The organism is Psychrobacter sp. PSi21 (assembly GCF_054960615.1).
The window spans coordinates 26,329-49,697 of sequence record NZ_JBHNYR010000023.1 but is presented as its reverse complement, the minus strand read 5'-3'; the positions used below and the strand labels follow the sequence as shown (position 1 = coordinate 49,697).

At 48.0% G+C, this 23,369-nt stretch carries 20 protein-coding genes and 1 tRNA gene; 4 read left to right on the top strand and 17 right to left on the bottom strand.

Annotation, left to right across the window (positions count from 1 at the left end; all coding sequences use genetic code 11):
• The 13 genes from ACFI32_RS13510 to rimO all read right to left on the bottom strand — a co-directional run.
• Positions 1-131, bottom strand: a 131-nt coding sequence (locus ACFI32_RS13510; RefSeq protein WP_462627131.1) for a methionine/alanine import family NSS transporter small subunit, incomplete at its 3' end; no start/stop codon positions are given.
• A gap of 29 nt (positions 132-160) precedes the next feature.
• Positions 161-1,678 (bottom strand): sodium-dependent transporter, encoded by a 1,518-nt coding sequence (locus tag ACFI32_RS13505; protein ID WP_462627126.1) that lies wholly within the window; start codon positions 1,676-1,678, stop codon positions 161-163.
• 271 nt (positions 1,679-1,949) lie between these two features.
• Entirely contained in the window at positions 1,950-2,729 is a 780-nt protein-coding gene (gene lpxA / locus ACFI32_RS13500; protein WP_462627125.1) for an acyl-ACP--UDP-N-acetylglucosamine O-acyltransferase, read from the bottom strand.
• A 215-nt stretch (positions 2,730-2,944) separates the two neighbouring features.
• Entirely contained in the window at positions 2,945-3,469 is a 525-nt protein-coding gene (gene fabZ, locus ACFI32_RS13495) for a 3-hydroxyacyl-ACP dehydratase FabZ (RefSeq protein ID WP_462627124.1), read from the bottom strand.
• A gap of 100 nt (positions 3,470-3,569) precedes the next feature.
• Positions 3,570-4,586 carry a UDP-3-O-(3-hydroxymyristoyl)glucosamine N-acyltransferase gene (gene lpxD / locus ACFI32_RS13490; RefSeq protein ID WP_462627123.1) on the bottom strand — a complete coding sequence of 339 codons (1,017 nt, stop codon included), beginning with the start codon at positions 4,584-4,586 and terminating at the stop codon, positions 3,570-3,572.
• Between the two features lie 118 nt (positions 4,587-4,704).
• A complete protein-coding gene (gene bamA / locus ACFI32_RS13485) occupies positions 4,705-7,128 on the bottom strand; it encodes an outer membrane protein assembly factor BamA (RefSeq protein WP_462627122.1) in 2,424 nt (807 codons plus the stop codon).
• 264 nt (positions 7,129-7,392) lie between these two features.
• The gene (rseP, locus tag ACFI32_RS13480; RefSeq protein WP_462627120.1) at positions 7,393-8,763 is read right to left on the bottom strand and encodes an RIP metalloprotease RseP; all 1,371 of its coding nucleotides are present in this window, start codon (positions 8,761-8,763) and stop codon (positions 7,393-7,395) included.
• A gap of 18 nt (positions 8,764-8,781) precedes the next feature.
• Complete coding sequence (ispC, locus tag ACFI32_RS13475) at positions 8,782-9,984, bottom strand: 1-deoxy-D-xylulose-5-phosphate reductoisomerase (protein WP_462627119.1); 1,203 nt, start codon at positions 9,982-9,984, stop codon at positions 8,782-8,784.
• Positions 9,985-10,090: 106 nt separating this feature from the next.
• Entirely contained in the window at positions 10,091-10,903 is an 813-nt protein-coding gene (locus tag ACFI32_RS13470; RefSeq protein ID WP_462627118.1) for a phosphatidate cytidylyltransferase, read from the bottom strand.
• Positions 10,904-11,035: 132 nt separating this feature from the next.
• Positions 11,036-11,797 carry a polyprenyl diphosphate synthase gene (gene uppS, locus ACFI32_RS13465; protein WP_462627116.1) on the bottom strand — a complete coding sequence of 254 codons (762 nt, stop codon included), beginning with the start codon at positions 11,795-11,797 and terminating at the stop codon, positions 11,036-11,038.
• A 249-nt stretch (positions 11,798-12,046) separates the two neighbouring features.
• Positions 12,047-12,601, bottom strand: coding sequence for a ribosome recycling factor (gene frr / locus ACFI32_RS13460; RefSeq protein WP_462627115.1), 555 nt, complete (start codon positions 12,599-12,601; stop codon positions 12,047-12,049).
• A 113-nt stretch (positions 12,602-12,714) separates the two neighbouring features.
• Positions 12,715-13,440 carry a UMP kinase gene (pyrH, locus tag ACFI32_RS13455; RefSeq protein ID WP_462627114.1) on the bottom strand — a complete coding sequence of 242 codons (726 nt, stop codon included), beginning with the start codon at positions 13,438-13,440 and terminating at the stop codon, positions 12,715-12,717.
• Between the two features lie 143 nt (positions 13,441-13,583).
• A complete protein-coding gene (gene rimO / locus ACFI32_RS13450; RefSeq protein ID WP_462627113.1) occupies positions 13,584-15,164 on the bottom strand; it encodes a 30S ribosomal protein S12 methylthiotransferase RimO in 1,581 nt (526 codons plus the stop codon).
• Between the two features lie 271 nt (positions 15,165-15,435).
• On the opposite strand from rimO, the gene ACFI32_RS13445 reads away from it, so the two are divergent.
• The 3 genes from ACFI32_RS13445 to ACFI32_RS13435 all read left to right on the top strand — a co-directional run bounded on the left by ACFI32_RS13445 (position 15,436) and on the right by ACFI32_RS13435 (position 18,815).
• A complete protein-coding gene (locus tag ACFI32_RS13445) occupies positions 15,436-16,731 on the top strand; it encodes a two-component system sensor histidine kinase NtrB (protein WP_462627112.1) in 1,296 nt (431 codons plus the stop codon).
• 63 nt (positions 16,732-16,794) lie between these two features.
• Positions 16,795-18,525 (top strand): sigma 54-interacting transcriptional regulator, encoded by a 1,731-nt coding sequence (locus ACFI32_RS13440; protein WP_462627130.1) that lies wholly within the window; start codon positions 16,795-16,797, stop codon positions 18,523-18,525.
• Positions 18,526-18,730: 205 nt separating this feature from the next.
• A tRNA-Leu gene (locus ACFI32_RS13435) sits at positions 18,731-18,815 on the top strand.
• A gap of 79 nt (positions 18,816-18,894) precedes the next feature.
• Here the strand turns inward: ACFI32_RS13435 and ACFI32_RS13430 are convergent.
• Entirely contained in the window at positions 18,895-19,953 is a 1,059-nt protein-coding gene (locus tag ACFI32_RS13430; RefSeq protein WP_462627111.1) for a serine/threonine-protein kinase, read from the bottom strand.
• A gap of 91 nt (positions 19,954-20,044) precedes the next feature.
• On the opposite strand from ACFI32_RS13430, the gene ACFI32_RS13425 reads away from it, so the two are divergent.
• Positions 20,045-20,995, top strand: coding sequence for an ATP-binding protein (locus ACFI32_RS13425; RefSeq protein ID WP_462627110.1), 951 nt, complete (start codon positions 20,045-20,047; stop codon positions 20,993-20,995).
• 25 nt (positions 20,996-21,020) lie between these two features.
• Here ACFI32_RS13425 and ACFI32_RS13420 read toward each other — a convergent pair whose 3' ends face one another.
• The 3 genes from ACFI32_RS13420 to ACFI32_RS13410 all read right to left on the bottom strand — a co-directional run bounded on the left by ACFI32_RS13420 (position 21,021) and on the right by ACFI32_RS13410 (position 23,097).
• Entirely contained in the window at positions 21,021-22,118 is a 1,098-nt protein-coding gene (locus ACFI32_RS13420) for an MBL fold metallo-hydrolase (protein WP_462627108.1), read from the bottom strand.
• Complete coding sequence (locus tag ACFI32_RS13415; protein WP_462627107.1) at positions 22,118-22,366, bottom strand: hypothetical protein; 249 nt, start codon at positions 22,364-22,366, stop codon at positions 22,118-22,120. The genes ACFI32_RS13420 and ACFI32_RS13415 overlap by 1 nt, the downstream gene beginning before the upstream one ends.
• Before the next feature lie 62 nt (positions 22,367-22,428).
• On the bottom strand, positions 22,429-23,097 hold the full coding sequence (locus ACFI32_RS13410; RefSeq protein ID WP_462627106.1) for a glutathione S-transferase family protein: 669 nt from the start codon (positions 23,095-23,097) through the stop codon (positions 22,429-22,431).
• Positions 23,098-23,369 lie beyond the last annotated feature (272 nt).

Below are 23,369 nucleotides of genomic sequence, written 5' to 3'. Positions count from 1 at the left end.
TAAATGTGATCATCTGGCAATTCACTCATGGGGATATCAGGATGCTTTCTGAGATGCAAAATTGCCCCAATCAACCCGCCCCATATTAACAGCATTGAAATAATCATAAAAATAACCGCTGAAGTACTCATAATAAGCTCCTATTAAAATTTCAATCTGATTAGCGAGCGTCGTCAAGTGCGCGTGCTTTGTCATCTTCATCATCGTATCGACCTTTGATCCGAGTCAGTATAAACGCACCCAAGCCAAAGAAAACCACAACGCCCCACCCAAACATCAATAGAATCGACGTTGAATAGCCTTCATACGGCTCTTGTACCAAGTTGATCAGCTTGAGACCCAAAGCAATCGTCAGTACCGTTGGCGTAATGACCGTGAGCATAAACACCCAAGCACCGCCAAGTTTGACACTAGAGATGCGATTGATATGCGCCAGTAATCCTGGGATTTTTTGACGGTTAAACCAAGTCACACAGATAATCGATAATAGACCACCAGCGACAATACCGATGTTGTTCGCAAAATGATCGATAACATCGACCAATACTAATGAGCTACCAGTCGAGAATGCCACGATAGATATCGCTGCGCACACACCACCAATGACAGCAACGGCCTTTTTGCGTGCCCAGCCGAATTTATCTTGGAAAGCAGAGATAGGCACCTCAAGAATACTAACCAATGAGCTGATACCAGCCACGACTAAAGATCCGAAGAATAAGAAACCAACGAAGTCACCGCTAGCCCCCATAGTCGAGATGATTTTAGGGAATACAAAGAATGCCAAGCCAACACCACCACTCGCCACCTCTGCAACATCTTGGCCTGTCGATACTGCCATAAAACCAATCGCGGCAAAGATACCAATACCAGCAATCAGCTCAAAAGAGGAGTTGGCAAAACCAACAACTAAGCCTGCGCCTGTCAGGTTGGTGTTCTTTTTAAGGTAAGAGGCATAGGTCACCATAATACCAAAGCCTACCGATAGTGAGAAAAACACATGGCCGTAAGCCGCCAACCATACGCTAGGGTCTTTCATCTTCTCCCAATTGGGTTCAAAAAATGCGTTTAGACCAACAGCAGCCCCTGGCAATGTCAGTGCTTTGAACACCATAATACCGAACAATACGATCAGCAGCGGAATACAAATCTTATTGGCAATCTCAACACCCTTACGGATACCACCAAACATAATAAGCATCGCCAAAGCCCAAACAATAACCAGTCCCGTAAACATCTGTGGCACGAAAACCGCGTTTAGATCTCCGGTATGCTTGATAAAGTCACTGACAAAGAAGTTGGTCGTGTCCTCTCCCCATTTCTGGCCAAAAGAGAACAGCATATAACTGCCTGCCCACACAATGACCGCCGCATAATAAATGGCAATCACAAAGGAGACCAATGTCTGCCACCACCCTATAAACTGGGCAGATTTCACCATCTTTTTATAAGCGCGTGGTGGCGCCGAACGATATTTGTGTCCGACAACATAATCTAAAAATAATAATGGAATACCTGCGGTAAATAACGCAATAAGGTAAGGCAACATAAATGCCCCACCACCATTGTCATAAGCCACATATGGAAAACGCCATATGTTACCCAGTCCAACGGCTGAACCGACAGCGGCTATAATAAATCCAGTTCTACTGGACCAATTTTCCCTTTGCTCTGCCATGCGATGCTCCTAAAATTTAGCAGTAACTCCCTTTAAGCTATCAAGCTCATCAAAAGATCAAGACAGATACTTAAAGAGACTACAAATTAGCGGTTGGTTAAAATAAGTTACTGGAGTCTAACGGAATATAATTAGGAAGTTTCTGCTAAGCAATAAGAAAAGTCAAGTGGCTGTAAAATATTAAAAGCCATAACTTTTGGTTATGGCTTTTAAATTTATGCCCGTTTTTTCGTGACTAACAGACTTTCCTAATGAAAGAAATAAGTATGGGTTAACGAACCACGCCGCGCTTACTTTGCTGCAATGAGTCAATCAGCAGCTGCACTTTTGGCTCTATAGGCAACAGTTCATCTTGAAGCAAAACAAGGGCTTGCGCTGTGGTCAACCCTGAGCGGAAGATGGTACTGTAGGCTTGGCGCAACAGATCAATAGTCTGAGATGACCAGTCCTTGCGGCGCATACCTTCGATATTCAATCCATGAACATGTGCTGGGTTACCAGAAACCATGGTAAAGGCTGCCACATCTTTTAAAATCAAGCTGGCACCGCCAACGAGACTATAGTCATCGATACGGCAAAACTGATGAATACCTGAATTACCACCGACGATAATATGATTACCAATCGTCACGTGACCGGCAATACCGACATTATTGGCAATCACATTGTGATCGCCAATAACGCAGTCGTGTGCAACATGGGTATTGACCATCAACAAATTATGGTTACCAATCTTGGTCAAGCCCTTATCTTGCGCGGTACCGCGATGCAAACTACAGGCCTCACGGATATCGTTATAGTCCCCAATCTCAAGCCATGTAGGCTCGCCATCATATTTTAAGTCTTGAGAGTCTTCACCGATGCTGGCGAATTGATAAATCTGATTGTGCTTACCGATACGCGTCATTTTGGTCACGACCACATGCCGATGCAACGTGGTATGCGCACCAATCGTTACCTCATCACCAACGATACAATACGGCCCAATGACTGCTGAGTCATCAATCGTAGCAGAAGGTGAGATGAGTGCTGTAGGATGAATCTGACTCATAAAGTAGGCCTTTGTTCAGGTAATATGAATAAATGGTCAATCAAGCTGGGTATAAAGCAGGCGCTTCATACCAGCCAGTAGTGATAACAGTAATAACGCAGCATTTTGGATCAATCGGCCAATAATCATCGACTGATGATTGATGCTTCTCATTACATCATGATGGAAACATACCACCATACGATTAGAAAAACGATACCCAATACTATGCAGCGTTATTTGGTAGCTGGCTGCTGCTCTTGGCGCGCGATCATGATTTGCGCACTGGCGGCCAGCTCGTTCTCGACATGAACGGTACAATCAAATTTATAGATACCACGCTTTTGCATGATGGTTTTAGCACGGATAATCAGCTGATCACCGGGGATCACGCGGCGTTTAAAGCGAACTTTATCCACACCTGCAAACAAGTACAAATAGCCGTCTTCTGCAGTCAAACCTGCACTGATAAAGCCCAATACGCCTGATACCTGCGCCATTGACTCGACCATAAGTACACCGGGCATGATGGGTTCATCTGGAAAATGACCATTAAAAAATTCTTCGTTAATGGTCACGTTTTTGATACCCGTGATGCACTCGCCTGGCTTGCAAGCAGTGACCTTATCTACCAACATAAAAGGATAGCGATGCGGCAAATAATGCTTGAGCGTATGATACGTCAAAGGTAGCGTCAGACCTTGCTTGGATAAGGCATTGATGTCTTCATCAGTTAGGGTCTCAATATCAGTAGCGCTCATAACAGAACTTCCTTGCAGTAGATATAAATAAAATAATAAGTGATCGCGGCAATCCGTGATTTTTAATGAATAACAATACAGCTAGTGGTGGCTGAGCTGCTTATGTTTGGCCAAGTTGACGAAAACGCACTGCAGCTCTGCGCCATTTGGCCGTAGGCATAGCGGCGGTCCCTGAAGAGTAAGAACCTGCGGTCTTTATCGATTTGGTCACCATGGTCATGCCTGATAAAGTCACCCCATCAGTAATCTCAATATGACCGCTGATACCCACCGCGCCGCCAATAATGCAGCGCTTGCCAATAGTCACGCTACCAGCAATACCTGTCTTCGCAGCGATGGCCGTACCATCACCAATGCGCACGTTATGTGCCACTTGGACAAGGTTATCAATGATAACATGATTACCCAAAACCGTATCATTAATCGCACCGCGATCAATACAGGTATGACTGCCGATGCGTACATGATCGCCAATAATCACACGGCCAAGCTGAGCAATACGCTCCCAGCCATCACGGCTAGGATCACCTGCTGGTGCAAACCCAAAGCCTTCTGCACCAATACTGGCTCCTGCATGCAAACGCACATGATCGCCAATGATACAATCATTGCCGATGGTCACCTGTGACTTAATCATCGCATCAGTACCGATATGCGTGGCCGCTTCAACCACCACATGCGAGCTTAGGCAACTGCGCGCGCCTATCTGCACATCCTCACCGATGACACAATACGGGCCAATACTGACATCGGCACCGATAACCGCGCTGTCAGCAATGACAGCAGTTGGGTGGATGGCCACAGCAGAAGTCACTCGCACAAAGGCCTGACTGGCAGTGGCATAACCAAGATAAGGGGTAGCGACAATCAAGGGGACAGTGGGCGCAGGCACTTGGTCACGGTACTGCTCGGTGACCAATACCGCGCCTGCGTGGCTGTTCGCCAAGCTCGAAATATATTGCGGGTCTGCTAAAAAGCTCAATTGATCTGCTTTTGCAGCTGTCAAACTACCCACGCCTATCAAAGTGACACTCAACTGCGCCGCGCTTAGCTCAGTTTTGTTCAATACAGGCTGGCGCTGCTCAATTTGGGTAATCAGTTGTGCAATCGTTATCATAAGTCAACATCATTCATATCAGTAAGGCTGTCATCAAGCATATGCTTGATAACCCACGAAGACTTCATCATCGATTATGCAGATCCTCTATGGCATGCTACCACAGCAAAGCGCTAATTTAGAAGGTGCTGCCGATCTGGAACTGTACTTTTTCGGTCTCATCGCCTTCTTTATCACCGATTGGCATGGCATAGCTGAGCGAGATGGGGCCAATTGGTGTATACCAAGTCACACCTGCACCTGCACTAAAGCGCAGCTCGTTGTCCTGTGTCAGTAGCGGTACGCCTTTATCTTCACCTGTGACAGGGTCGGTAAAGGTGCGATCTTCTTTATCCGTGGTATCAAACACCTGTCCACCTTCAGCAAACAACACAGGACGCACCTGATCCGCCCAATCACCTTTAAAAGGCATAGGCAAAATCAGCTCAGAACCAAAGCTGACCAGCGCATTACCGCCGACCTCTTCTTGTGTTGCGGTAATATTATCATTAACGGCATCATAATATTTTTTAGATTTTGGACCCAAAGTCGAAGCTTCGTAGCCACGTACTGAGCCATAACCGCCAGCGTAGAAGTTTTCATAGAAAGGCAGATCATTACCATAGCCAAGCTTGGCATAACCACGCGCAATAAAGTCTTTGTAAAGGGGATAGTAGGCATTACCGCGATAGATCAATTTTTGATAGTTTTTATCACCAAAGCCAATGGTTGCATCAACCGAATGGCTCATCCCTTTGGTTGGGAATGTTGGGCGATCAAGGGTACTGTAATCCCAACCTAAGAGCAAATTATAGGTCATATAATCATTTTTAAAGCCTGTGTTGCCCGTCAGCTGACCTTGATCATCGAAAAATTGTTCAGCAAGGCCGCCATCATCAATAATCTGCTGAGCATTGGATACGCCCATGTTACGGCCACCGCGAATTGAAGTCTTGTCGACGTTGACACCCGCACTCACACGTTTGGTTTCGTCCACAGGATAGCCGTAGTTAAGCGTTGCACCATATGAGTCAGTCACATAGTTACTGACGTTTTTGTCGTCATATTTGGTTTCGCGGTAATAAGCACTCACGCCTTGTGAGACACCGTTTTCGGTAAAGTACGGATCGGTATAACCAAGACTATAAGAGTCACGGGTCTCTGATCGTGATAACGCCGCCTTAACGCGGTTACCTGTGCCCATAAAGTTGTTCTGAGTCAAATCAACCTGAAAAGTAACACCGCCACTTTGTGAATAACCAGCGGCGACCGTTGAGCTGCCAGACGGTTGCTCTTCTACGGTATAGTTAACATCGACTTGGTCAGGTTGGTTTGGAACAGGTTTTACGTCCACAATAACGGATTTGAAGAAACCCGTACGCATCAAGCGGGTGCGTGATAGCTGGATTTTTTCGTTAGAAGACAGTGAGCCTTCTAACTGACGCATCTCACGGCGCAGTACCTCATCTTGCGTACGCAGGTTACCGTTAAAGTTGATACGGCGCACATAAATAGGACGTGCAGGATCAATATAATAATCCACGTCGACAACGTTGGTGTCATCATTGATGCGTGGTACTGGACGCACTTGGGCCAGATAGTAGCCTTCATTGCCATAACGATTTTTTAGCGCCGCTGTAGTGGCATCAAGCTTGGCTTGTGAATATTGCTCAGTCGGTGCAAAGGTCACCAAGTCTTGCAATTCAGCAGTATCAAATGTTGGTTTGCCCAAAAAATTGATGTCACCGAACTGGTACTGCTCCCCTTCGCTAACGCTGATCTCGATAAAGACGCTGCGTTTGTCTTCGCTGATATTGAGTACGGCGTTATCCACTGAAAAGCGCACGTAACCATCGTTTTGATACAATGCTTTGAGGTTTTCCAAACTTGCTGCCAGTTTTTCTTTGGCATAACGGTCAGACTTGGACAATAAACGTGTCCATGATGACTCTTTAACGGCAAAAATATCCTTGATGTCTTCGTCACTAAAGTGCTGATTACCGATGATATTAATATCAACAACCTTAGCAGGCTTACCTTCGATAAAGCGCACATCCAGCTTGACGCGGTTGCCATCTAAAACCGTTTGATCCACTTCGATATCGCTATTGTAGTAGCCTTGGCTGATATATTGTTGCTGTAGCTCATTGGCCACGCCCTGCAAGGTCGATTGTTTCAGCACTTGACCCACTGACAAGCCAGCATTTTTTAACCCTTGCTCAAGCCCTTCTTTTGGAATAAGTTTGTTACCATCAAAATTCACTTCTGCGATGATTGGACGTTCAATCACATCAAAGCGCAACTGATTGCCCTCAACGCGGCTTTGGATGTTGGCGAAGTTATTTGTGGCATACAATGCCTTGATACTGGCTGCAAGGTTTTCATCTGTGATTGTATCACCGACTGAAATCGGCAGCACCGGATAGAGGCTATCTGGGGTCATGCGCTGCAAACCAGTAAAGCCGATGTCTGTCACCACAAAGTCTGCTGCTTGTGCAGACACACTCATCATCGCTACCACTAACGGCAACCCAGCCGCACTCATAAATAAAGGCGTACGCATAAACACTATCCGTCAATAAAAAACTTGCTTAAGTTAAGGTAAAAAGTATTAATCAGTTGTCCTTACTTGAGCGCAGTTTCTGTGCACAAGCAAGACGACTCAAAGTAACTGCAGATACTCTATATAAAACGTCGCATAAAATAAACTAAAAATTACCATTAGTATAGCGAGGCTATCATCGCCTACTGCAGCCGATCACACATAGTTAGCGTCTTACAGACGTTATTGTGGCGCGTTTTGCTGCGCACATTTATAGCCAGCGTATCAAAACAATCGGCTGATATCATTACCAATTGCTAACACCATGAAACCTGCCAGCAAGAGTAAACCGATATTTAAGCCAATCACCTGTACGCTCTCTGACACTGGTTTACCACGAATCAGCTCAATCAAATAGTACACCATATGCCCGCCATCCAGCACTGGAATGGGCAGTAGGTTAAGTACGGCCAAGCTCAAACTGATCAAAGCTGCTGTTGAGAGCACGGTTTCCCAACTGATCTCAAAGCTCTGTTTGGCTACTTTAGCAATGGTGATCGGCCCTGAGAGGTTGTCTAAGCCGATCATACCCGAAAGCATTTTCCCCATTGAGCTGACGGTCATGACTGCCAAATATTCTGTCTTTGCAAAAGATTGCGCTAAGGCAGGGCCAGGGCCGTACACGACGGTGGTTTTATAAGCATCAGGAACGACAATCTCAGATTTGGCCACCATCGCGCCAATCTGTCCATAGGGATTGCCCATATTGTCTTTTTTACCTTGCGGCATGATTTGTAACGCCACAGGCTTGCCATCGCGCTGGACGGTAAAATCAAGCAGGGTTTCAGGATTGTCACGGATAATACGCGTGGCACTGATCCAGTCGTTGATGGGTGTATCGTTAATCGCCGTGATACGATCGCCCACCTCTAAACCTTGACGACGCGCTGCGCCATCTTCAGACAGCTGACCGACGACAGGCGCGATATCTGGCTGCCACGGCAATATACCAAAGCTGGTCAAAGCGTCTTTGCCCTTGGCATCACCTTGCATAAAGTGGCTGACGGGTGCTTGATAGGTGGTCTGATCAGTAGCGGTATCGCCTTGGACAGTAATGCTGACCTTGGCCGTCTCACCCATACGCCCTGCTAAACGGTAATTGATCGCCTCCCACGTTTGCACCTCATGACCGTCAATGGCCACCACTTTACCACCTGCGGGCATTTGCGCCATTGCCGCAGGAGTGTCGGGCAGTACTGTGCCAATATTGGTCGACAGCTGCTCTGATGGGGTCATAAACAACACCCAAAACAGCGCAATAGCGATGATAAAGTTCATGAGTGGGCCAGCCGCGACGATGGCTATTTTTTTGAGCGGATGCTGACGGTTAAAGGCCAAATGCTGTTCTTCTACAGCCACTTCCCCTTCACGCTCATCAAGCATTTTGACATAACCACCAAGTGGTAGCGCTGAGATACGATAATCAATGCCGCTGCGCTTGCTGGTCCAACCTGCAAGCTTGGGCCCAAAACCAATCGAATAGGTCAAAACCTTTACGCCGCACAGACGCGCAACGATAAAATGTCCCCATTCATGCAGCGCCACCAAAGGCCCAAGTACCAATATGGCTGCCAATATCGTTAATAAAATCGTCATGACCGTATCTCGTCTAGGTTATGCCATTTTTGCAATCAGCGCATCGGTATAACGCCGCGCGGTCGCGTCAATGGCTAAAATATCAGCAATGTCTGCCGTAGCATCTAACAAGGGCACTTGAACCTGTGTCAGCGCCTGCTCATTAATATCAGCAATATCGGTCAGGCGCACCCGTCCTGCCAAAAAGGCAGCGACCCCGATTTCGTTGGCGGCGTTGAGCACCGTCGTCGCCTGCGTACCTGCTTGCATGGCTTGACGCGCCAATCTGAGACAAGCAAATTTTTGTAAGTCAGGCTCAATAAAAGCCAAATTGCTCAGCGCATACACGTCTAAAGGCTGCGCGCCGCTATCAATACGATTTGGATAACTGAGCGCATGAGCAATCGGCGTTTTCATATCGGGGCTACCCAGCTGTGCCAAAAAGCTGCCGTCATTGTATTCTACCATTGAGTGAATGATACTTTGTGGGTGAATCACCACATTTATCTTACCCTCTGGCAAGTCAAATAAGTGACAAGCTTCAATCAGCTCTAGCCCTTTATTCATCATGGTTGCCGAATCGACTGAGATTTTTTGCCCCATCGACCAGTTTGGGTGTTTGACCGCCTCGGCCACGCCTGCTTTTTGCATCTGCTCAAACGATTGGTTCAAAAATGGTCCACCTGAGGCGGTTAACCATAGCTTGCGTACGCCGTGGCTTTGCTCATGAATCTGCGTATTGTCCTGCTGAATGGCAGATGGCAAACACTGAAAAATGGCATTGTGCTCAGAATCGATGGGCAGCAGCGTGGCACCATTGGTTCTAACCGCTTCAATCATGACTTGGCCTGCCATGACCAGCGCTTCTTTATTGGCCAGCAAAATACGCTTGCCAGCACGCGCAGCCGCCAACGTTGAGGGCAATCCAGCCGCGCCCACAATGGCCGCAACCACCGTATCAACCGCCGTATCGGTCGCGATATCGACCAGTCCATCTGCGCCGCCGACCACATCTATCGCTAGACCCGCTGCACGCAAACGCTTAGCGAACGCATCAACATCGGCACTGGGCACACCCACGCGAGCTGGCTTAAACTGTTGGCACAGCGTAAACAGCTTGTCCAAACGCTGATAACCCGATAACGCATACACCTCATAATCCTGTGTATGCATCGCCAAAATCGCGAGTGTACTATCGCCAATAGAACCTGTTGCGCCAAGTAAGGCGATGCGTTGCGTCATAACCGTGGATGCCTATAAATTAGTGAGAAAGAATAAACTTTAGATAAAAAAGAGAGGAGGTATGCGGCGACCATATGATGATAGCCACCGCTTATGGACTAAACGATCAGACGATAAACAGACCCAATTGCTGCAAACCCCAAAAACCGAGCGCAAAGATTGGCGTCGCTGACAATAGCGAATCGATACGATCCAGTACGCCGCCATGACCGGGTAAAATAGTGCCTGAGTCTTTAATATTTGCACGGCGCTTAAGCATCGACTCAAACAAGTCGCCCAGTACAGAGGCCAAAATGGTAATCGCTGACAGCGCGACAAAAGCCATCAGCGCCGTGCCTTGTAATTGTAGCTTATACATACTGATGAATAAAACCACCAATGTGCCCGTAACCAAACCACCAGCCAGCCCTTCCATGCTTTTATTCGGCGATACATTGGGTGCCATTTTGCGACGGCCAAACTTGCGTCCGACAAAGTAAGCGCCACTGTCTGCGCACCACACCAATAAAAACACATACAGTAACCACCATGGCGACAGCTGCCACAGATAAAACATGGCGGTGATTGATGCTGTTAATACCACCACCCCAATAGGTGCCAGCTGATTGCCATACCAGTTGGTAGTACGCTCTGGAAAGCGAAGTACCCAAGACAGTGCCATCAGCCATATCAACAGCGATGCCGCCCACCATGCGACCCATGTGATATCAAACCATAAAGAGATCACAATGACGGCCAGTACCAGCAGCACAAAATACAGTGGCTGCGGCCATGTTGGCATCAGCTTGCTCCACTCATGGGCACCAATCATTGCCCCAACCATCAACAGCGGCGCGAATAAAATGGGAGAGGCACTGGCAAATAATGCAATACCAACGATAATAATCAGGATAACTGCCGTTTTAATCCGTTGCCACATATTGGTTATACCTTATAATTATGAAAGACATCGGGGTAATCAGTCATCATATCAAGCGCGCGTTAAGCCAGTATCCATATCCATAACACATGGCTTTTGGCATAACGCGCCGCTGCTACTATCAGCACACAGCTACGCCAATGGTGGCGTTTGGGCGTCAATTTGTTCACTGGTTTTACCAAAACGGCGCTGACGCTGAGCAAATTCAGCAATCAATACCGCAAGATCAGTTGGCTTAAAATCTGGCCATAGCGTATCGGTAAAAAACAACTCTGCATATGCCGATTGCCACAGCAAAAAGTTCGAGATACGGTACTCACCGCCCGTCCTAATCAGCATGTCTACCGCAGGCGTGTCCGCCAGTTGTACGTGTTCAGCCAAACGCTCTTTGGTCACCTCATCAGCACTTAGCGTACCTGCTGCCACTTGCTGCGCCAACTGCTGTGCGGCATTGGCAATATCCCACTGGCCGCCATAGCTGATGGCAATGACCAATGTCATGGCTTCAAAGTTTGCCGTTTTGGCTTCAGCGTCTGCCATTTGCTCTTGTAGCGGCGTATCCAGTTGACTGCGATCCCCGATAAAACGCAGTCTGATTTGGTACTTTTCCATGCGCGGCATTTGCTCATTGATAGTCAACGATAGCAGCTGCATGAGTAACGCCACCTCCTTTGGTGGACGCTGCCAATTTTCGCTAGAAAATGCAAAGACAGTCAGCACCTTAACGCCCGTTTCGACACAATATTCTACGATAGGATCTAAGGCGCTTTTACCCGCAATATGTCCTTGTCCCTTCCCGAGTGCATGAGCTTTACCATAGCGATTATTGCCATCCATGATGATGGCGATATGCTGGGGAATCAGGGCGGGTGCTGCGGGCGCAAAAGTAGACATGAGATACACTGCTTATGATGAGAAAAATTGGTTGATAACGGCTGGTATCATAATGGGCTTAGTGCCATTACAACCGTAACCGTTGTGCCGTGCGACAAAGCAATACAATGCCAAGGACAGACAGCGGCGCCAACATTTAGGCCACTGGCTATCTCTTTAAGCCATTATCAATTTATACAACTGCTTATATCACTGTGCTGCAAAACCTGTCGTTATCCAGCACAGTGTATCGGCGTTCTGCCATATGGCTTACACCGCCATCAATTCAGCTTCTTTAGCGTCGAGCTTTTTATCGATGGTGTCGATGAACTTATCCGTGATTTTTTGAATGTCATCGCTGGCACGGCGCTCTTCATCTTCTGAGATTTCTTTTTCTTTGGCAAGGTCTTTGACATCGCTGAGCATATCGCGGCGGATGTTACGGATCGATACACGGCTGTTTTCAGCTTCGCCGCGCGCCAATTTTTGCATGTCGCGGCGCGTCTCTTCGGTCAAGGCTGGCATTGGCACACGGATCACATCAGCGGTCATTGGGTTGAGACCCAGATCTGCCTCACGGATGGCTTTGTCCACCGCTTGTACCATAGTACGATCAAACGGTTGTACCAATAGCGTGCGTGAGTCTTCAACGTTGACGCTGGCGACTTGGTTTAGCGGCGTGTCTGCACCATAATAGCTGACCATCACCCCTGACAACATACTGGGGTGTGCACGGCCAGTACGTACTTTGCCAAACGTATTATCAAGCGCTTCTAGCGTCTTTTGCATACGTGATTCGCCGTCTTGTTTAATCTCTTTAATCATCATGTGTCCTTATTACTATATCGTCATAAAATATTGATCAATAGGGGGTACAGCGTTTTGGTATCGCGCTGCTCATGTCATCATAACGGTATTATGATGACCCATATCAGCCATTAGTGATAAACGCGTGTGCCTTCGTTTTCACCCATCACCACATTGAGCAAGGCGTTAGGCTTGGTCATGTCAAAGACTTGCAGAGGTACGTTGTGCTCACGGCATAAGGCAATGGCGGTCAAATCCATCACGCCAAGCTTTTGCTCAAGCACTTCATCAAAGGTCAGACCATCATATTTGGTCGCATCTTCATGTAGGCTTGGGTCTTTGTCATACACGCCGTCAACTTTGGTGGCTTTTAAAATCAGACCCGCTTCAATCTCAATACCGCGCAAGCAGGCGGCGGTATCGGTAGTAAAAAATGGGTTACCTGTGCCTGCGACAAAGATACACACTTCACCGTTTTTGAGGTAACGGATGGCGTTACGGCTGCTATAGCTTTCGGTCACTTCACCAATCGGCAAAGCGGACATCAAACGGGTTTTGATATTGCGGCGCTCTAATGCATCACGCATAGCAAGGCCGTTCATCACGGTGGCCAGCATACCCATTTGATCACCTGTCACTCGTCCGACCAACCCTTCTTTTTGTAGCTGCGCGCCGCGATATAAGTTACCGCCGCCGACGACGATACCAACCTGTACGCCAAGACCACGCAAATGCGCAATCGACAAGCTCATCTTGTCGAGCACCTCACTATCAATACCCATATCTCTGCTGCCAGCTAAGGCTTCACCGGACAGTTTGAGCAAAATACGAGAGAAACGGGGGTTTTTGTCAGACATAAAGGCACCTTTTTTTGTTAAGTTATCATCAAACCGATATATGGCATCAAGCCGAAATCAGGCGCGACCAGCAAGCCAGATTGCGCCAATTGTAGCAAAAACTGCCCACTTTTGGGCAATTTTCATCTGTTGTCCACTGGGTTTTATGCCTGATTATAACTGGCAAATAAGTCATATTCACTAGCGTCATCAATCGTAACTGTCAAAAACTGCCCCACTGTCACATCAGGGGTCAGCTCATCGACATAGACATGACCGTCAATTTCAGGCGCATCGGCATAGCTGCGGCAGATGGCGATGTTCTCTTCAGTATCAATTTCATCGACCAATACAGTCAGCGTTTTGCCAACTTTCTCTTGCAGCTTCTGCGCCGATATCTCTTGTTGTAAGGCCATCAAGCGCTCATAACGCGCTTGCTTAACCGCTTCTGGTACATGATTTGGCAGATCATTGGCAACGGCGCCTTCTACTTCTGAGTAAGTAAAGCAGCCCACGCGATCAAGACGTGCCTCTACTAACCAGTCCAGCAAACACTGAAAGTCTGCTTCCGTCTCACCAGGAAAACCGACCACAAAGGTTGAGCGAATCACGATATCAGGGCAAATGGCGCGCCATGCGTGGATACGAGCCAAGGTGTTTTCGCTATGCGCAGGACGTTTCATTGCTTTTAGGATACGATGACTGGCATGCTGGAACGGAATATCCAGATACGGCAGCAGTTTCTTCTCTCCCATCAGCTCGACAACTTTGTCCACATGCGGATACGGGTAGACGTAATGCAGTCTGACCCAAATCCCCAGCTGGTTGAGTGCTTGGCACAGGTCATAAAATTTGGACTTAAGCGGCATGCCGTTCCAAAAGCTGGTCTTGTATTTTAGATCAAGGCCGTAAGCAGAGGTGTCTTGCGAGATGATGAGCAGCTCTTTAACCCCTGCTTTTTTAAGCGCCACCGCTTCGGTCATCACATCATCGATCGGGCGTGACACCAAGTCGCCGCGCAGGCTTGGAATAATACAAAAGGTACAGCGGTGATTACAGCCTTCAGAAATTTTCAGATAAGCGTAATGGTTCGGGGTCAGCTTGATACCTGCATCACTGATCAGATCAATTTTGGGATCGTAACTTTTGTCTTGGTTGCGGCTTGGCTTGGGTACATGATGCGCCACTGCCGTAATCACGTCATCATAGGCATGAGCACCTGTAACCGCGAGCACCGCTGGATGCATCTCACGGATTTTGTCCGCGTCTTTGCCCAAACAACCTGTGACAATCACTTTACCGTTGTTGCTGATCGCCTCACCAATAGCATCGAGCGATTCTTGCACAGCAGATTCAATAAAGCCGCAAGTGTTGACCACAACCAAGTCCGCACCATCGTAGTCGCTGGCCACTTGATAACCGTCACGGCTCAGCTCAGTGATGATACGCTCACTATCGACCAATGCTTTGGGGCAACCCAAAGACACAAAACCAATCTTTGGTGTGTCATTGACCACAGGGTTGGCAGCGGCAGTATTACCGCTGGCACTTTGGCTGATGCTGCGGTTTTGGTTATGGTTGGCCTTATGATGATAAGGTTGGTCGGTATCTTGCGGGCTGTCCGCAGCTGGCGACACGCGCGCAGGATCAAATACCGTGGCGGTATTTTTGAGCGTGGTAGCGTCAGGTTTTGGACTGATGGCTGATGGGGTTACTTCAGGGGACTGGGTAGAAGTCTTAGGCATGGCTGACCTTGCTAGAGATAAATTGGCTGGTCGCATTGTACGTTTTTTTTACCGTAATCACCAGTTTTGCCGCGCTATAGTGTTGATTTGTGGTTAAATATCTTATGACGATGATCACCTGCCGCCAAGCTTATACATCCACACCCAGCAGTAGAGCAAGCCTACCTTGGGGCGGCGCGGTCACTCAGGCCAATCCAATACTAAGAAATAAGCAGACGAATAGACGCATCATCATATAGACAATGACATAAAACCATAGGCAGCCACTATAATGACAGAACCGACTACCGCTGAACTCAATCCCGATTTGGGCTTTTTATCGCAGCACTTGTTCACCGCCGTGCTGTGGGTCGATGAGTCACTGCGCATCACGTGGATCAATGCGCAAGCTGAGCAGCTGCTGGCCATCAGTCGCGGTCGTTTATTGCATCAGTCGATATTGGCGCTGCTCACACCCACTGCAGCACTAGACAAAAATACCAGCACGCACGCCACTGTTCCATATGATGCCAGCTACGATCAAGCCTGTTTTGCAGAACGTTTCGCGCAAGCGCAGCACTACCAGCAGCCCTTTGTTGATCATGACCATTTGATACAGTATGGCGGCAGCACGCCCGTGTCTATCGACTACAGCGTCACGCCTGTTCTGTATGAACAGCGACCTTATTTTATCGTTGAGATGTGGGGCAAAGACCGCCAAAGTCGCATTTCCGAGGAGCAGCACAAACAGCAGCAATATCATGTGGCGCGTCATATGCTACGCTCAGTAGCGCATGAGGTAAAAAACCCACTGGCGGGCATTCGCGGTGCGGCGCAACTGCTGGAGCGACAGTTTAATAAATTCAGCGCGCGCGGTGAGGCGTGGTCTTTGGAGTCTACTGCCGCAACAGACCATCCCGACCCTGCCATTCGCACCCTGTCGCAAAAGCTACGTAATTATACAGATATCATCATCTCAGAAACCGATCGCTTAACCCAGCTTATCGGGCAGATGCTTGGCTCCGCCCAGCTACCCAACTGGCAAGCACTCAATGTGCATGAGCCGTTGGAACATGTGCTGACCTTAGCTCTGAGTCAATATCCTTGTATTGAACTGCAGCGTGATTATGATTTGTCATTACCTGAGCTGATTGCGGATAAAGACCAGCTGATACAATTATTTTTAAATCTCACCAATAACGCCTGTGAGGCCATGCTTGATTATGAGCAAGCACTTGAGGCAGAAGATAATGAGTCACTGCGCCAAAACACCACTGCCTATCAGCCGCAGCTGCATATTCAGACCCGCGTTGCCTTTCAGCACACCATCGGCAGCCAGCAGCACAAACAAGTGATGCAGATCACCATCACTGACAATGGCGCAGGGATCGATCCTGACTTGATTGGACAGATATTTTTTCCGATGGTGACCAGCCGCGCCGCAGGGACAGGTCTTGGCTTGGCTATTGTGCAAGATATTATCAGCCGTCATCATGGTATGATTGATGTCAGCTCCGTACGTGGCCGCACACGCTTTACGGTATATTTGCCCTTTACTCAGCCGCAGGCTACCACCGTTAAAGCTTAGGCCAGTCTAAACGACAACATCCGCTCCATCGCTCATTAAGGCTTTTGTATGACCAACTCTACCATGACGGTACCCGACCCGACCTCCGACCACACTCAAACGCCACTGGCCACACTGTGGCTGATCGATGATGATGCCGCGCTGCGTTTGATATTGGCCGATACCTTTACGGATGCTGGCCTCAATGTGGTCAGCTTCACCCAAGCCCAAGCGGCATGGACTCGCCTTAATGACATATTGCATCAAGGCGACGAAGCAGATCAGCTGCCTGATGCCATTTTGACCGATATTCGTATGCCAATGATGGATGGCTTATCTTTTAGCGACTGGGTACATGAGCACTTTCCCACTTTACCCATCGTCATCATGACTGCCCACTCAGACCTCTCCTCTGCCATCAACAGTTATCAGACAGGCGCCTTTGACTACCTACCCAAACCGTTTGATCTTGATGATGCGGTTGCGACCATTTATAAAGCCATTAATTACCAAGTTAATGACCAAAATGCCAATAATGAGCCACTTTTAGACACTGAACAAACAGCCAAGCCCTCTATAAAAGAAACGGATAACGGCTTAGCAAATGAGCCAATATTGCCAAGCTCGGCCATCACTGATGACGATAATGACAACCCAAGCGGCATTATTGGTCAATCCCAAGCCATGCAGACCGTTTTTCGCGCTATTGGCCGCTTGGCACATTCGCCGATCACAGTACTGATTACGGGAGAATCTGGCACAGGTAAAGAGTTGGTCGCCAGCGCCTTACATGAACACTCTCCACGCAAGTCGTTGCCGTTTATTGCCCTGAACATGGCCGCTATTCCCCATGATTTGATCGAGTCTGAGCTGTTTGGTCATGAAAAAGGAGCGTTTACTGGCGCGACCACCCAGCGTCAAGGGCGTTTTGAACAGGCCAATGGCGGCACCCTGTTTTTGGACGAGATTGGCGACATGCCTTTTAGTACCCAAACGCGGCTACTGCGTGTCCTCGCTAATGGTGAGTTTTATCGTGTTGGCGGCAAGCTGCCTGTCAATGTTGACGTACGTATCATCGCCGCCACCCACCAAAATTTAGAACACTTGGTAAAGCAAGGTAAATTCCGCGAAGATTTGTTTTATCGTCTCAACGTCATCCGTTTACCATTACCGCCCCTACGCGCCCGCCGCGAAGACATTCCAGCACTTACCAATCATTTTATGCAGCGCGCAGGCAAGCAAATGAACACCCCGCCCAAGCAGTTACATGCTGATGCTTTACGCATCATGCAAGCGGTCAGTTGGCGCGGTAACGTGCGCCAGCTAGAAAACGTCTGTCTATGGCTGACCGTGATGGCGACTGGCGATACCATCTTGCCAGAAGACTTGCCACCAGAACTACTGGCCGAGTACAGTGCTGCGCCTGCCGAATTGTCATCCACGCATGAGCATGCCGCAAACCGTGATGCTGCCGCTTATACTCATCCAGCGGTACAAAGCACCTCAGATACCGTAACCACCAACGCGGCAGATGCAGGGCAATATATACCCAATCACTCCCCAGCTGCGCACAACACTGTCAGCGGCACCGATTGGCAGCAGCCACTCGCCACATGGGCAGCGCAAGCGCTCAAAACAGGCGCAACCGATATCTTGCAAACGGCCACACCGGAGTTTGAGCGCATTTTATTGGCCGCCGCGCTCAAACAAAGCGGCGGAAAAAAGATCGCAGCTGCCAAACTGCTGGGCTGGGGACGCAACACCTTGACCCGAAAACTACAACAGTTTGAAGATGACGGTATTGACCTCTCATAAATACTCAAAAAATTTAAAATAAAAAATCTTTTTTATCAAATACTTATTATATAAAAGTAAAAATAATGCAATTTTATTGAAAAAAGGTCTTGACCAAAAACTCAAACTCTATATAATAGCCAACCACTGAGACGCACTACCGAATCAGTTAACTACTTCAACGGCATTTGATTTTAAACGCTTTAGATGATAGAGTAACGAAAATGGGGCTGTGGCGGAATTGGTAGACGCACCAGATTTAGGTTCTGGCGCCGCAAGGTGTGAGAGTTCGAGTCTCTCCAGCCCCACCATTTTCGGATAGTACATCTTAGACCAAATATCAAAACCTGCTTTTTAGCAGGTTTTTTTGTGCCTATAATTTATTGCTTTTCATGACAGACGCTTTAACGCTGCCAATACCATATCCATATTCTGATAGCGTTTCCCTACTCGTTTTGCCAATACCTTATCGATAATGCTCTGATAATGAGCGTACGCTATCGGTAGTCTGGTAATAGATTGCTGGCAGTGCTGAATGGCCCAGTCTGTCATCGGTTGCTGACTTTTAGCATCTATATGAAATGGGCGCGCGCCTATCAATATCTCAACCATCATGATACCAACCGCATAAATATCACTTTGTATGGTGGCGCTTTGACCTTGCCAACGCTCAGGCGCCAGATACGCTGGTGTGCCGCTAGCAATGTTTGTTGTGTTTGGTTGCGCGCTTTTCTGGGCTAATGCAAAATCCGTCAGTAGTAAGTCAGGTACGGTGTAGTCGCTGTCAGCATGACCTGTTGGGCGATCATTAAGTAAAATATTACTGGGTTTGATGTCGTTATGGAGCCAGCCAGCGCTGTGTAAAATGAGAACAAGCTCAGCAGACTTTATGATCAAGTCATGTTTTTGCTTGTCCGTTAATAACACATGGTGATTCAGCATCTTGGCTAAGCTACCGTTTGTATAATATGGCATCACCAATATCGTTAATTGCTGGGACTGGCCTAATGCGTGGATGTTTATATCGTGATGGGATAGTATGGACGGTGTAATTGCCGTCGCTTGCGTTTTTTGCGCACTATGTAACGCTTGTAACACGCTGACCTCACAAGATAAGTCTGAGGTATATCGAAGTGTCTCTAGCGCGATGTGATGCGCGTACATCTCCCATTTAATCATCACGCATCCATACTTTAAATGGTGCGCACGCGTTAGACCTTGATAGCAGCTTAGTTTGCTACTTTGTCTGCTGCTTTTTTCGACGTCTTGCGTATTGCTGTTATACCGCGGGTGCGCTGTTTGATTGTCTATAGGCTGCTGACTGAGACGCTGATGCGTGATATCACTATATTTCAGCTCTGATAATACGTGAGTGATGGCGGGTAATAGTTGTCTAGACTTTGCTTGCAAGGCTTGTTTAGTTGGTAAATTACTGGCACTATTTTTCACAGGGTTATTTTTATCCTATTATCAAGTCTCAATCACGCCATGATCGTTACTATCGTTTTACACAACTGCCACCTTAACCGCTAGAGTCCTTATGTCACAGTCAGCCCATTACGCCCTGCCCGAACCTCTACTGGCGTTACTCAGTCAATACTTGCAAGAGCAAGTCACACCCACCGTTGAGATCGACCCCAGTCAGCTTGCCTATCGCTGGGTGGGTGGAAGGACAGGTCACTTGCAACCTTTGTCCGTCAATCTGTTCTTGAGCCTAGATGACTTGCAAGGTATTGATGGGCAAAAAGCAAAACTGGTACAAAACACGCGGCAGTTTTTAAAAGGCTATCCTGCCAACCATGTGTTGATGACAGGGACGCGTGGTGCAGGCAAATCTTCACTGATTCGAGCGCTATTGCAAGCGTATCATAGCGAGGGCTTGCGCATTATTGAGATCGCACGTGATGACTTGCAAGTGCTGGATAAGATCCGCGCCGCCATCAATGCGCTACCAGAAGATTGTGGCTGTCGCTATATCGTATACTGTGATGACTTGGCATTTAATGGGCAGGATGAGAGTTACCGCGCGCTAAAAAGTGTGCTTGATGGCGCGCTGGATTCCGAGCAAGACAAACTGCTGGTCTATGCCACCAGCAACCGCCGCCGTCTGCTACCACAACTGATGAAAGACAATCTTGATATCTATAATGGGCAGACGGATGAGGTCAATCCCTACGAGAGTATCGATGAGACGGTGTCGTTATCGGATCGATTTGGCTTATCGTTGACTTTCCACCCTATGAATCAGCAAACCTATTTACAAATTGTGCAGCATTATTTGCAACTGGCGCAGCAAAAAATATCAGCAGCGACTAATACGGATGCTGGTATTGATTTTGGCATACAAGGTGAGCACTTGCCTGATGACATCAGAGCAGACGCACTGCGCTGGGCTTCTGAGCGCGGCGGACGCTCAGGACGGGTGGCTTATCAGTTCAGTCGTTATTGGAGCGGCAAGACACAACTGGCTATCGAAGATCGTAACTCATAAACCATATCTATTTACCAAGCCCTGTCTATTTGCTGAGCGCAGAGCCAATATACTGGACGCGGTTGTCCGCTTCATCCTGCATCGAAGCAGCGCCGCCGTCGACGGTATACTGATCAAAATCTGCCGCCAGCCATAGATTGCCTTGATAGTTACTTTGCGCGTCCAAACGGATATAGGCCATATTTGGCGTTTCACTTTCTGGATTATCAAAACTCTGATAGCGGGCGCTAAAATGTGTCAAGATAAGGTTGTTCAGGTTCGCCTGCTGCGCAAATGTGCCGACGATGTGCGCGCTACTGTGCATCGGATCAAAGTCAGGGTTTCTAGCTTTAATAGCCATGGCAACCTCATAGGTGTGAGTCGCTTCATGTACCAGTGCATCAGCATCTTTAACCGCCGCGCTGAGCAGCTCTGGGCAGTCATTATCCCCTGCCACCACCACGCGCGTGCGCCGCTGCTCGGTCTCAAGATAGTCTTTGGCATACAAAACCTGCCCTGCTTCGGTCGTAACATCCTCACCTTTTTGTATTTTGCCCCATAAACGGCCCGCAGGAATATGGTCTGCCAGCAACTTTTCGGTATTTAGCGTATGGCGGCAGATGGTTTGGGTGATACCAAAGCCATGGGAGGGCACGCGATGCGACAACGGCGTGATATCAATGTTCAGCTGATGCTGAGTGCTCAGCGCGATTTCAATTTGGTCATCCTGCTGAGCCAGTACGTCCTCAATCGCCATAAAATGCACATCAAAAGGAAAAAACAATTCTGTGGTTAAGCTGACTGCATCCAGCAAGGTGGCAATGGCCTTAGGCGCAATCAAGGTCAGTGGTTCACGTCGCCCTGACATCGCCGCACTGGCGAGTAATCCTGGTAGCCCATAACAATGGTCACCATGGACATGGGTGATGCAAATGGCGGTCAATTGATGCAAGGATAGCTTGGTATGTAACAGCTGTTGCTGCGTACCCTCACCGCAGTCAACAAGCACCCATGGCCGACGCTTACGACTGGACTGCGGCGCCTTTGTCTCAAACGGGTTGAGACACTCGATAGCCAGCGCGGTGACGTTGCGCTGCTTGGTCGGTATACCAGCAGACGTGCCTAAAAAAGTCAGTTGTAACATCAGTTCATCCTACACATCAAGGTGCCACCCTGCTCAACCATCTGCCCACCACTGGCAAAACAGTGATTCACCAGATTGGACTCATGTGCCTTCCAGCCAGCATAAAAGCTGGCTACGCACAGCAAAATCACCAATATTTTTTGTGCCCATGATTTGATAGAAACTTGCTGGGCACGCATTTGATCGGCAGACAGGCCGTCCTTATCGTCATGTGTCGGCGGCTGCCTCATGTTGTTGTGCTCGGTCATGGTACTACCTTCTATATGTGCTATCAGGAGAATAAAAACGCTCACGATAGCACATTATGACGCTAAAATTTTGGCGTCCCGCCTTTTTCTTCCGCACGTTTGAATGCTGAGCGTTCATAACAGCGCTTGAGCCAATTGTGCAAGTTGGCATATCTCACTTTGTCCATACCAGCGCGTGCATTAGACGCGGCAATAGGGATATACATTTGGATATCGGCGGCACTAAAGGCTTCGCCCGCAAACCAATGGTTGTCCTGTAGGTGGCGTTCCATCAGGTTGAGGTTATTAACAATATTGTTATTAATCATGCCATCTTCGACTTGCTTGCGAATGCCTTTACTGATTGGCTTGATCAGCATCGGTGAGCGCTCCACCACTTTGCTAAAGACCAGTCGCATGACCAGCGGCGGCATTGCTGACGCTTCAGCAAAATGCAGCCAAAAAGTATAGGCTTCCCACGCCGCTTCATTGTCACCTGAGGGTTTAAATTGTTGCTCGGTGTCATAATGTCTGAGCAAATACTCAATGATAAAACCAGATTCCGCCAGCGCGCGGCCATCAACCTCTAGCACTGGCGTGTGCCCAATGGGATGCACTTTTTTTAGGCTGTCTGGTGCCAAATACGCCTTGGTACGCTCGTAGCTGGTCAGCTTATAATCAAGCGCCAGCTCTTCGAGCAACCATAAAATACGAAATGAGCGTGAGTTGTTAAGATGATGCAGATTTAACATAAATGATCCTAGGGATTATCAGTCTTATATTTCGGGTATCGAGATATCATTAAGCGATTAAAATAGCCGTTAAGCAGCACTGACAAAATAAAAACATCACCTGCAATAACAATAGTTTGGCCGATGAAGACGTTCGGTATAAACCGCGAAAACAATACCTATCAATAAGCAATGGCTTTGATGATAACGCAATTACCACGGCTTTAACACTCTTGGCAGCGCTTAGCGCCACCAGAAAAAATGCCTATCCAGTCAGAGCCGCTATTTTGCCG

Bases quoted from the DNA above. Each gene is read 5' to 3' on its own strand.
- ACFI32_RS13505 (WP_462627126.1), bottom strand. From the start codon at position 1,678: ATGGCAGAGCAAAGGGAAAATTGGTCCAGTAGAACTGGATTTATTATA.
- lpxA (WP_462627125.1), bottom strand. From the start codon at position 2,729: ATGAGTCAGATTCATCCTACAGCACTCATCTCACCTTCTGCTACGATT.
- fabZ (WP_462627124.1), bottom strand. From the start codon at position 3,469: ATGAGCGCTACTGATATTGAGACCCTAACTGATGAAGACATCAATGCC.
- lpxD (WP_462627123.1), bottom strand. From the start codon at position 4,586: ATGATAACGATTGCACAACTGATTACCCAAATTGAGCAGCGCCAGCCT.
- bamA (WP_462627122.1), bottom strand. From the start codon at position 7,128: ATGCGTACGCCTTTATTTATGAGTGCGGCTGGGTTGCCGTTAGTGGTA.
- rseP (WP_462627120.1), bottom strand. From the start codon at position 8,763: ATGACGATTTTATTAACGATATTGGCAGCCATATTGGTACTTGGGCCT.
- ispC (WP_462627119.1), bottom strand. From the start codon at position 9,984: ATGACGCAACGCATCGCCTTACTTGGCGCAACAGGTTCTATTGGCGAT.
- ACFI32_RS13470 (WP_462627118.1), bottom strand. From the start codon at position 10,903: ATGTGGCAACGGATTAAAACGGCAGTTATCCTGATTATTATCGTTGGT.
- uppS (WP_462627116.1), bottom strand. From the start codon at position 11,797: ATGTCTACTTTTGCGCCCGCAGCACCCGCCCTGATTCCCCAGCATATC.
- frr (WP_462627115.1), bottom strand. From the start codon at position 12,601: ATGATTAAAGAGATTAAACAAGACGGCGAATCACGTATGCAAAAGACG.
- pyrH (WP_462627114.1), bottom strand. From the start codon at position 13,440: ATGTCTGACAAAAACCCCCGTTTCTCTCGTATTTTGCTCAAACTGTCC.
- rimO (WP_462627113.1), bottom strand. From the start codon at position 15,164: ATGCCTAAGACTTCTACCCAGTCCCCTGAAGTAACCCCATCAGCCATC.
- ACFI32_RS13445 (WP_462627112.1), top strand. From the start codon at position 15,436: ATGACAGAACCGACTACCGCTGAACTCAATCCCGATTTGGGCTTTTTA.
- ACFI32_RS13440 (WP_462627130.1), top strand. From the start codon at position 16,795: ATGACGGTACCCGACCCGACCTCCGACCACACTCAAACGCCACTGGCC.
- ACFI32_RS13425 (WP_462627110.1), top strand. From the start codon at position 20,045: ATGTCACAGTCAGCCCATTACGCCCTGCCCGAACCTCTACTGGCGTTA.
- ACFI32_RS13420 (WP_462627108.1), bottom strand. From the start codon at position 22,118: ATGTTACAACTGACTTTTTTAGGCACGTCTGCTGGTATACCGACCAAG.
- ACFI32_RS13415 (WP_462627107.1), bottom strand. From the start codon at position 22,366: ATGACCGAGCACAACAACATGAGGCAGCCGCCGACACATGACGATAAG.
- ACFI32_RS13410 (WP_462627106.1), bottom strand. From the start codon at position 23,097: ATGTTAAATCTGCATCATCTTAACAACTCACGCTCATTTCGTATTTTA.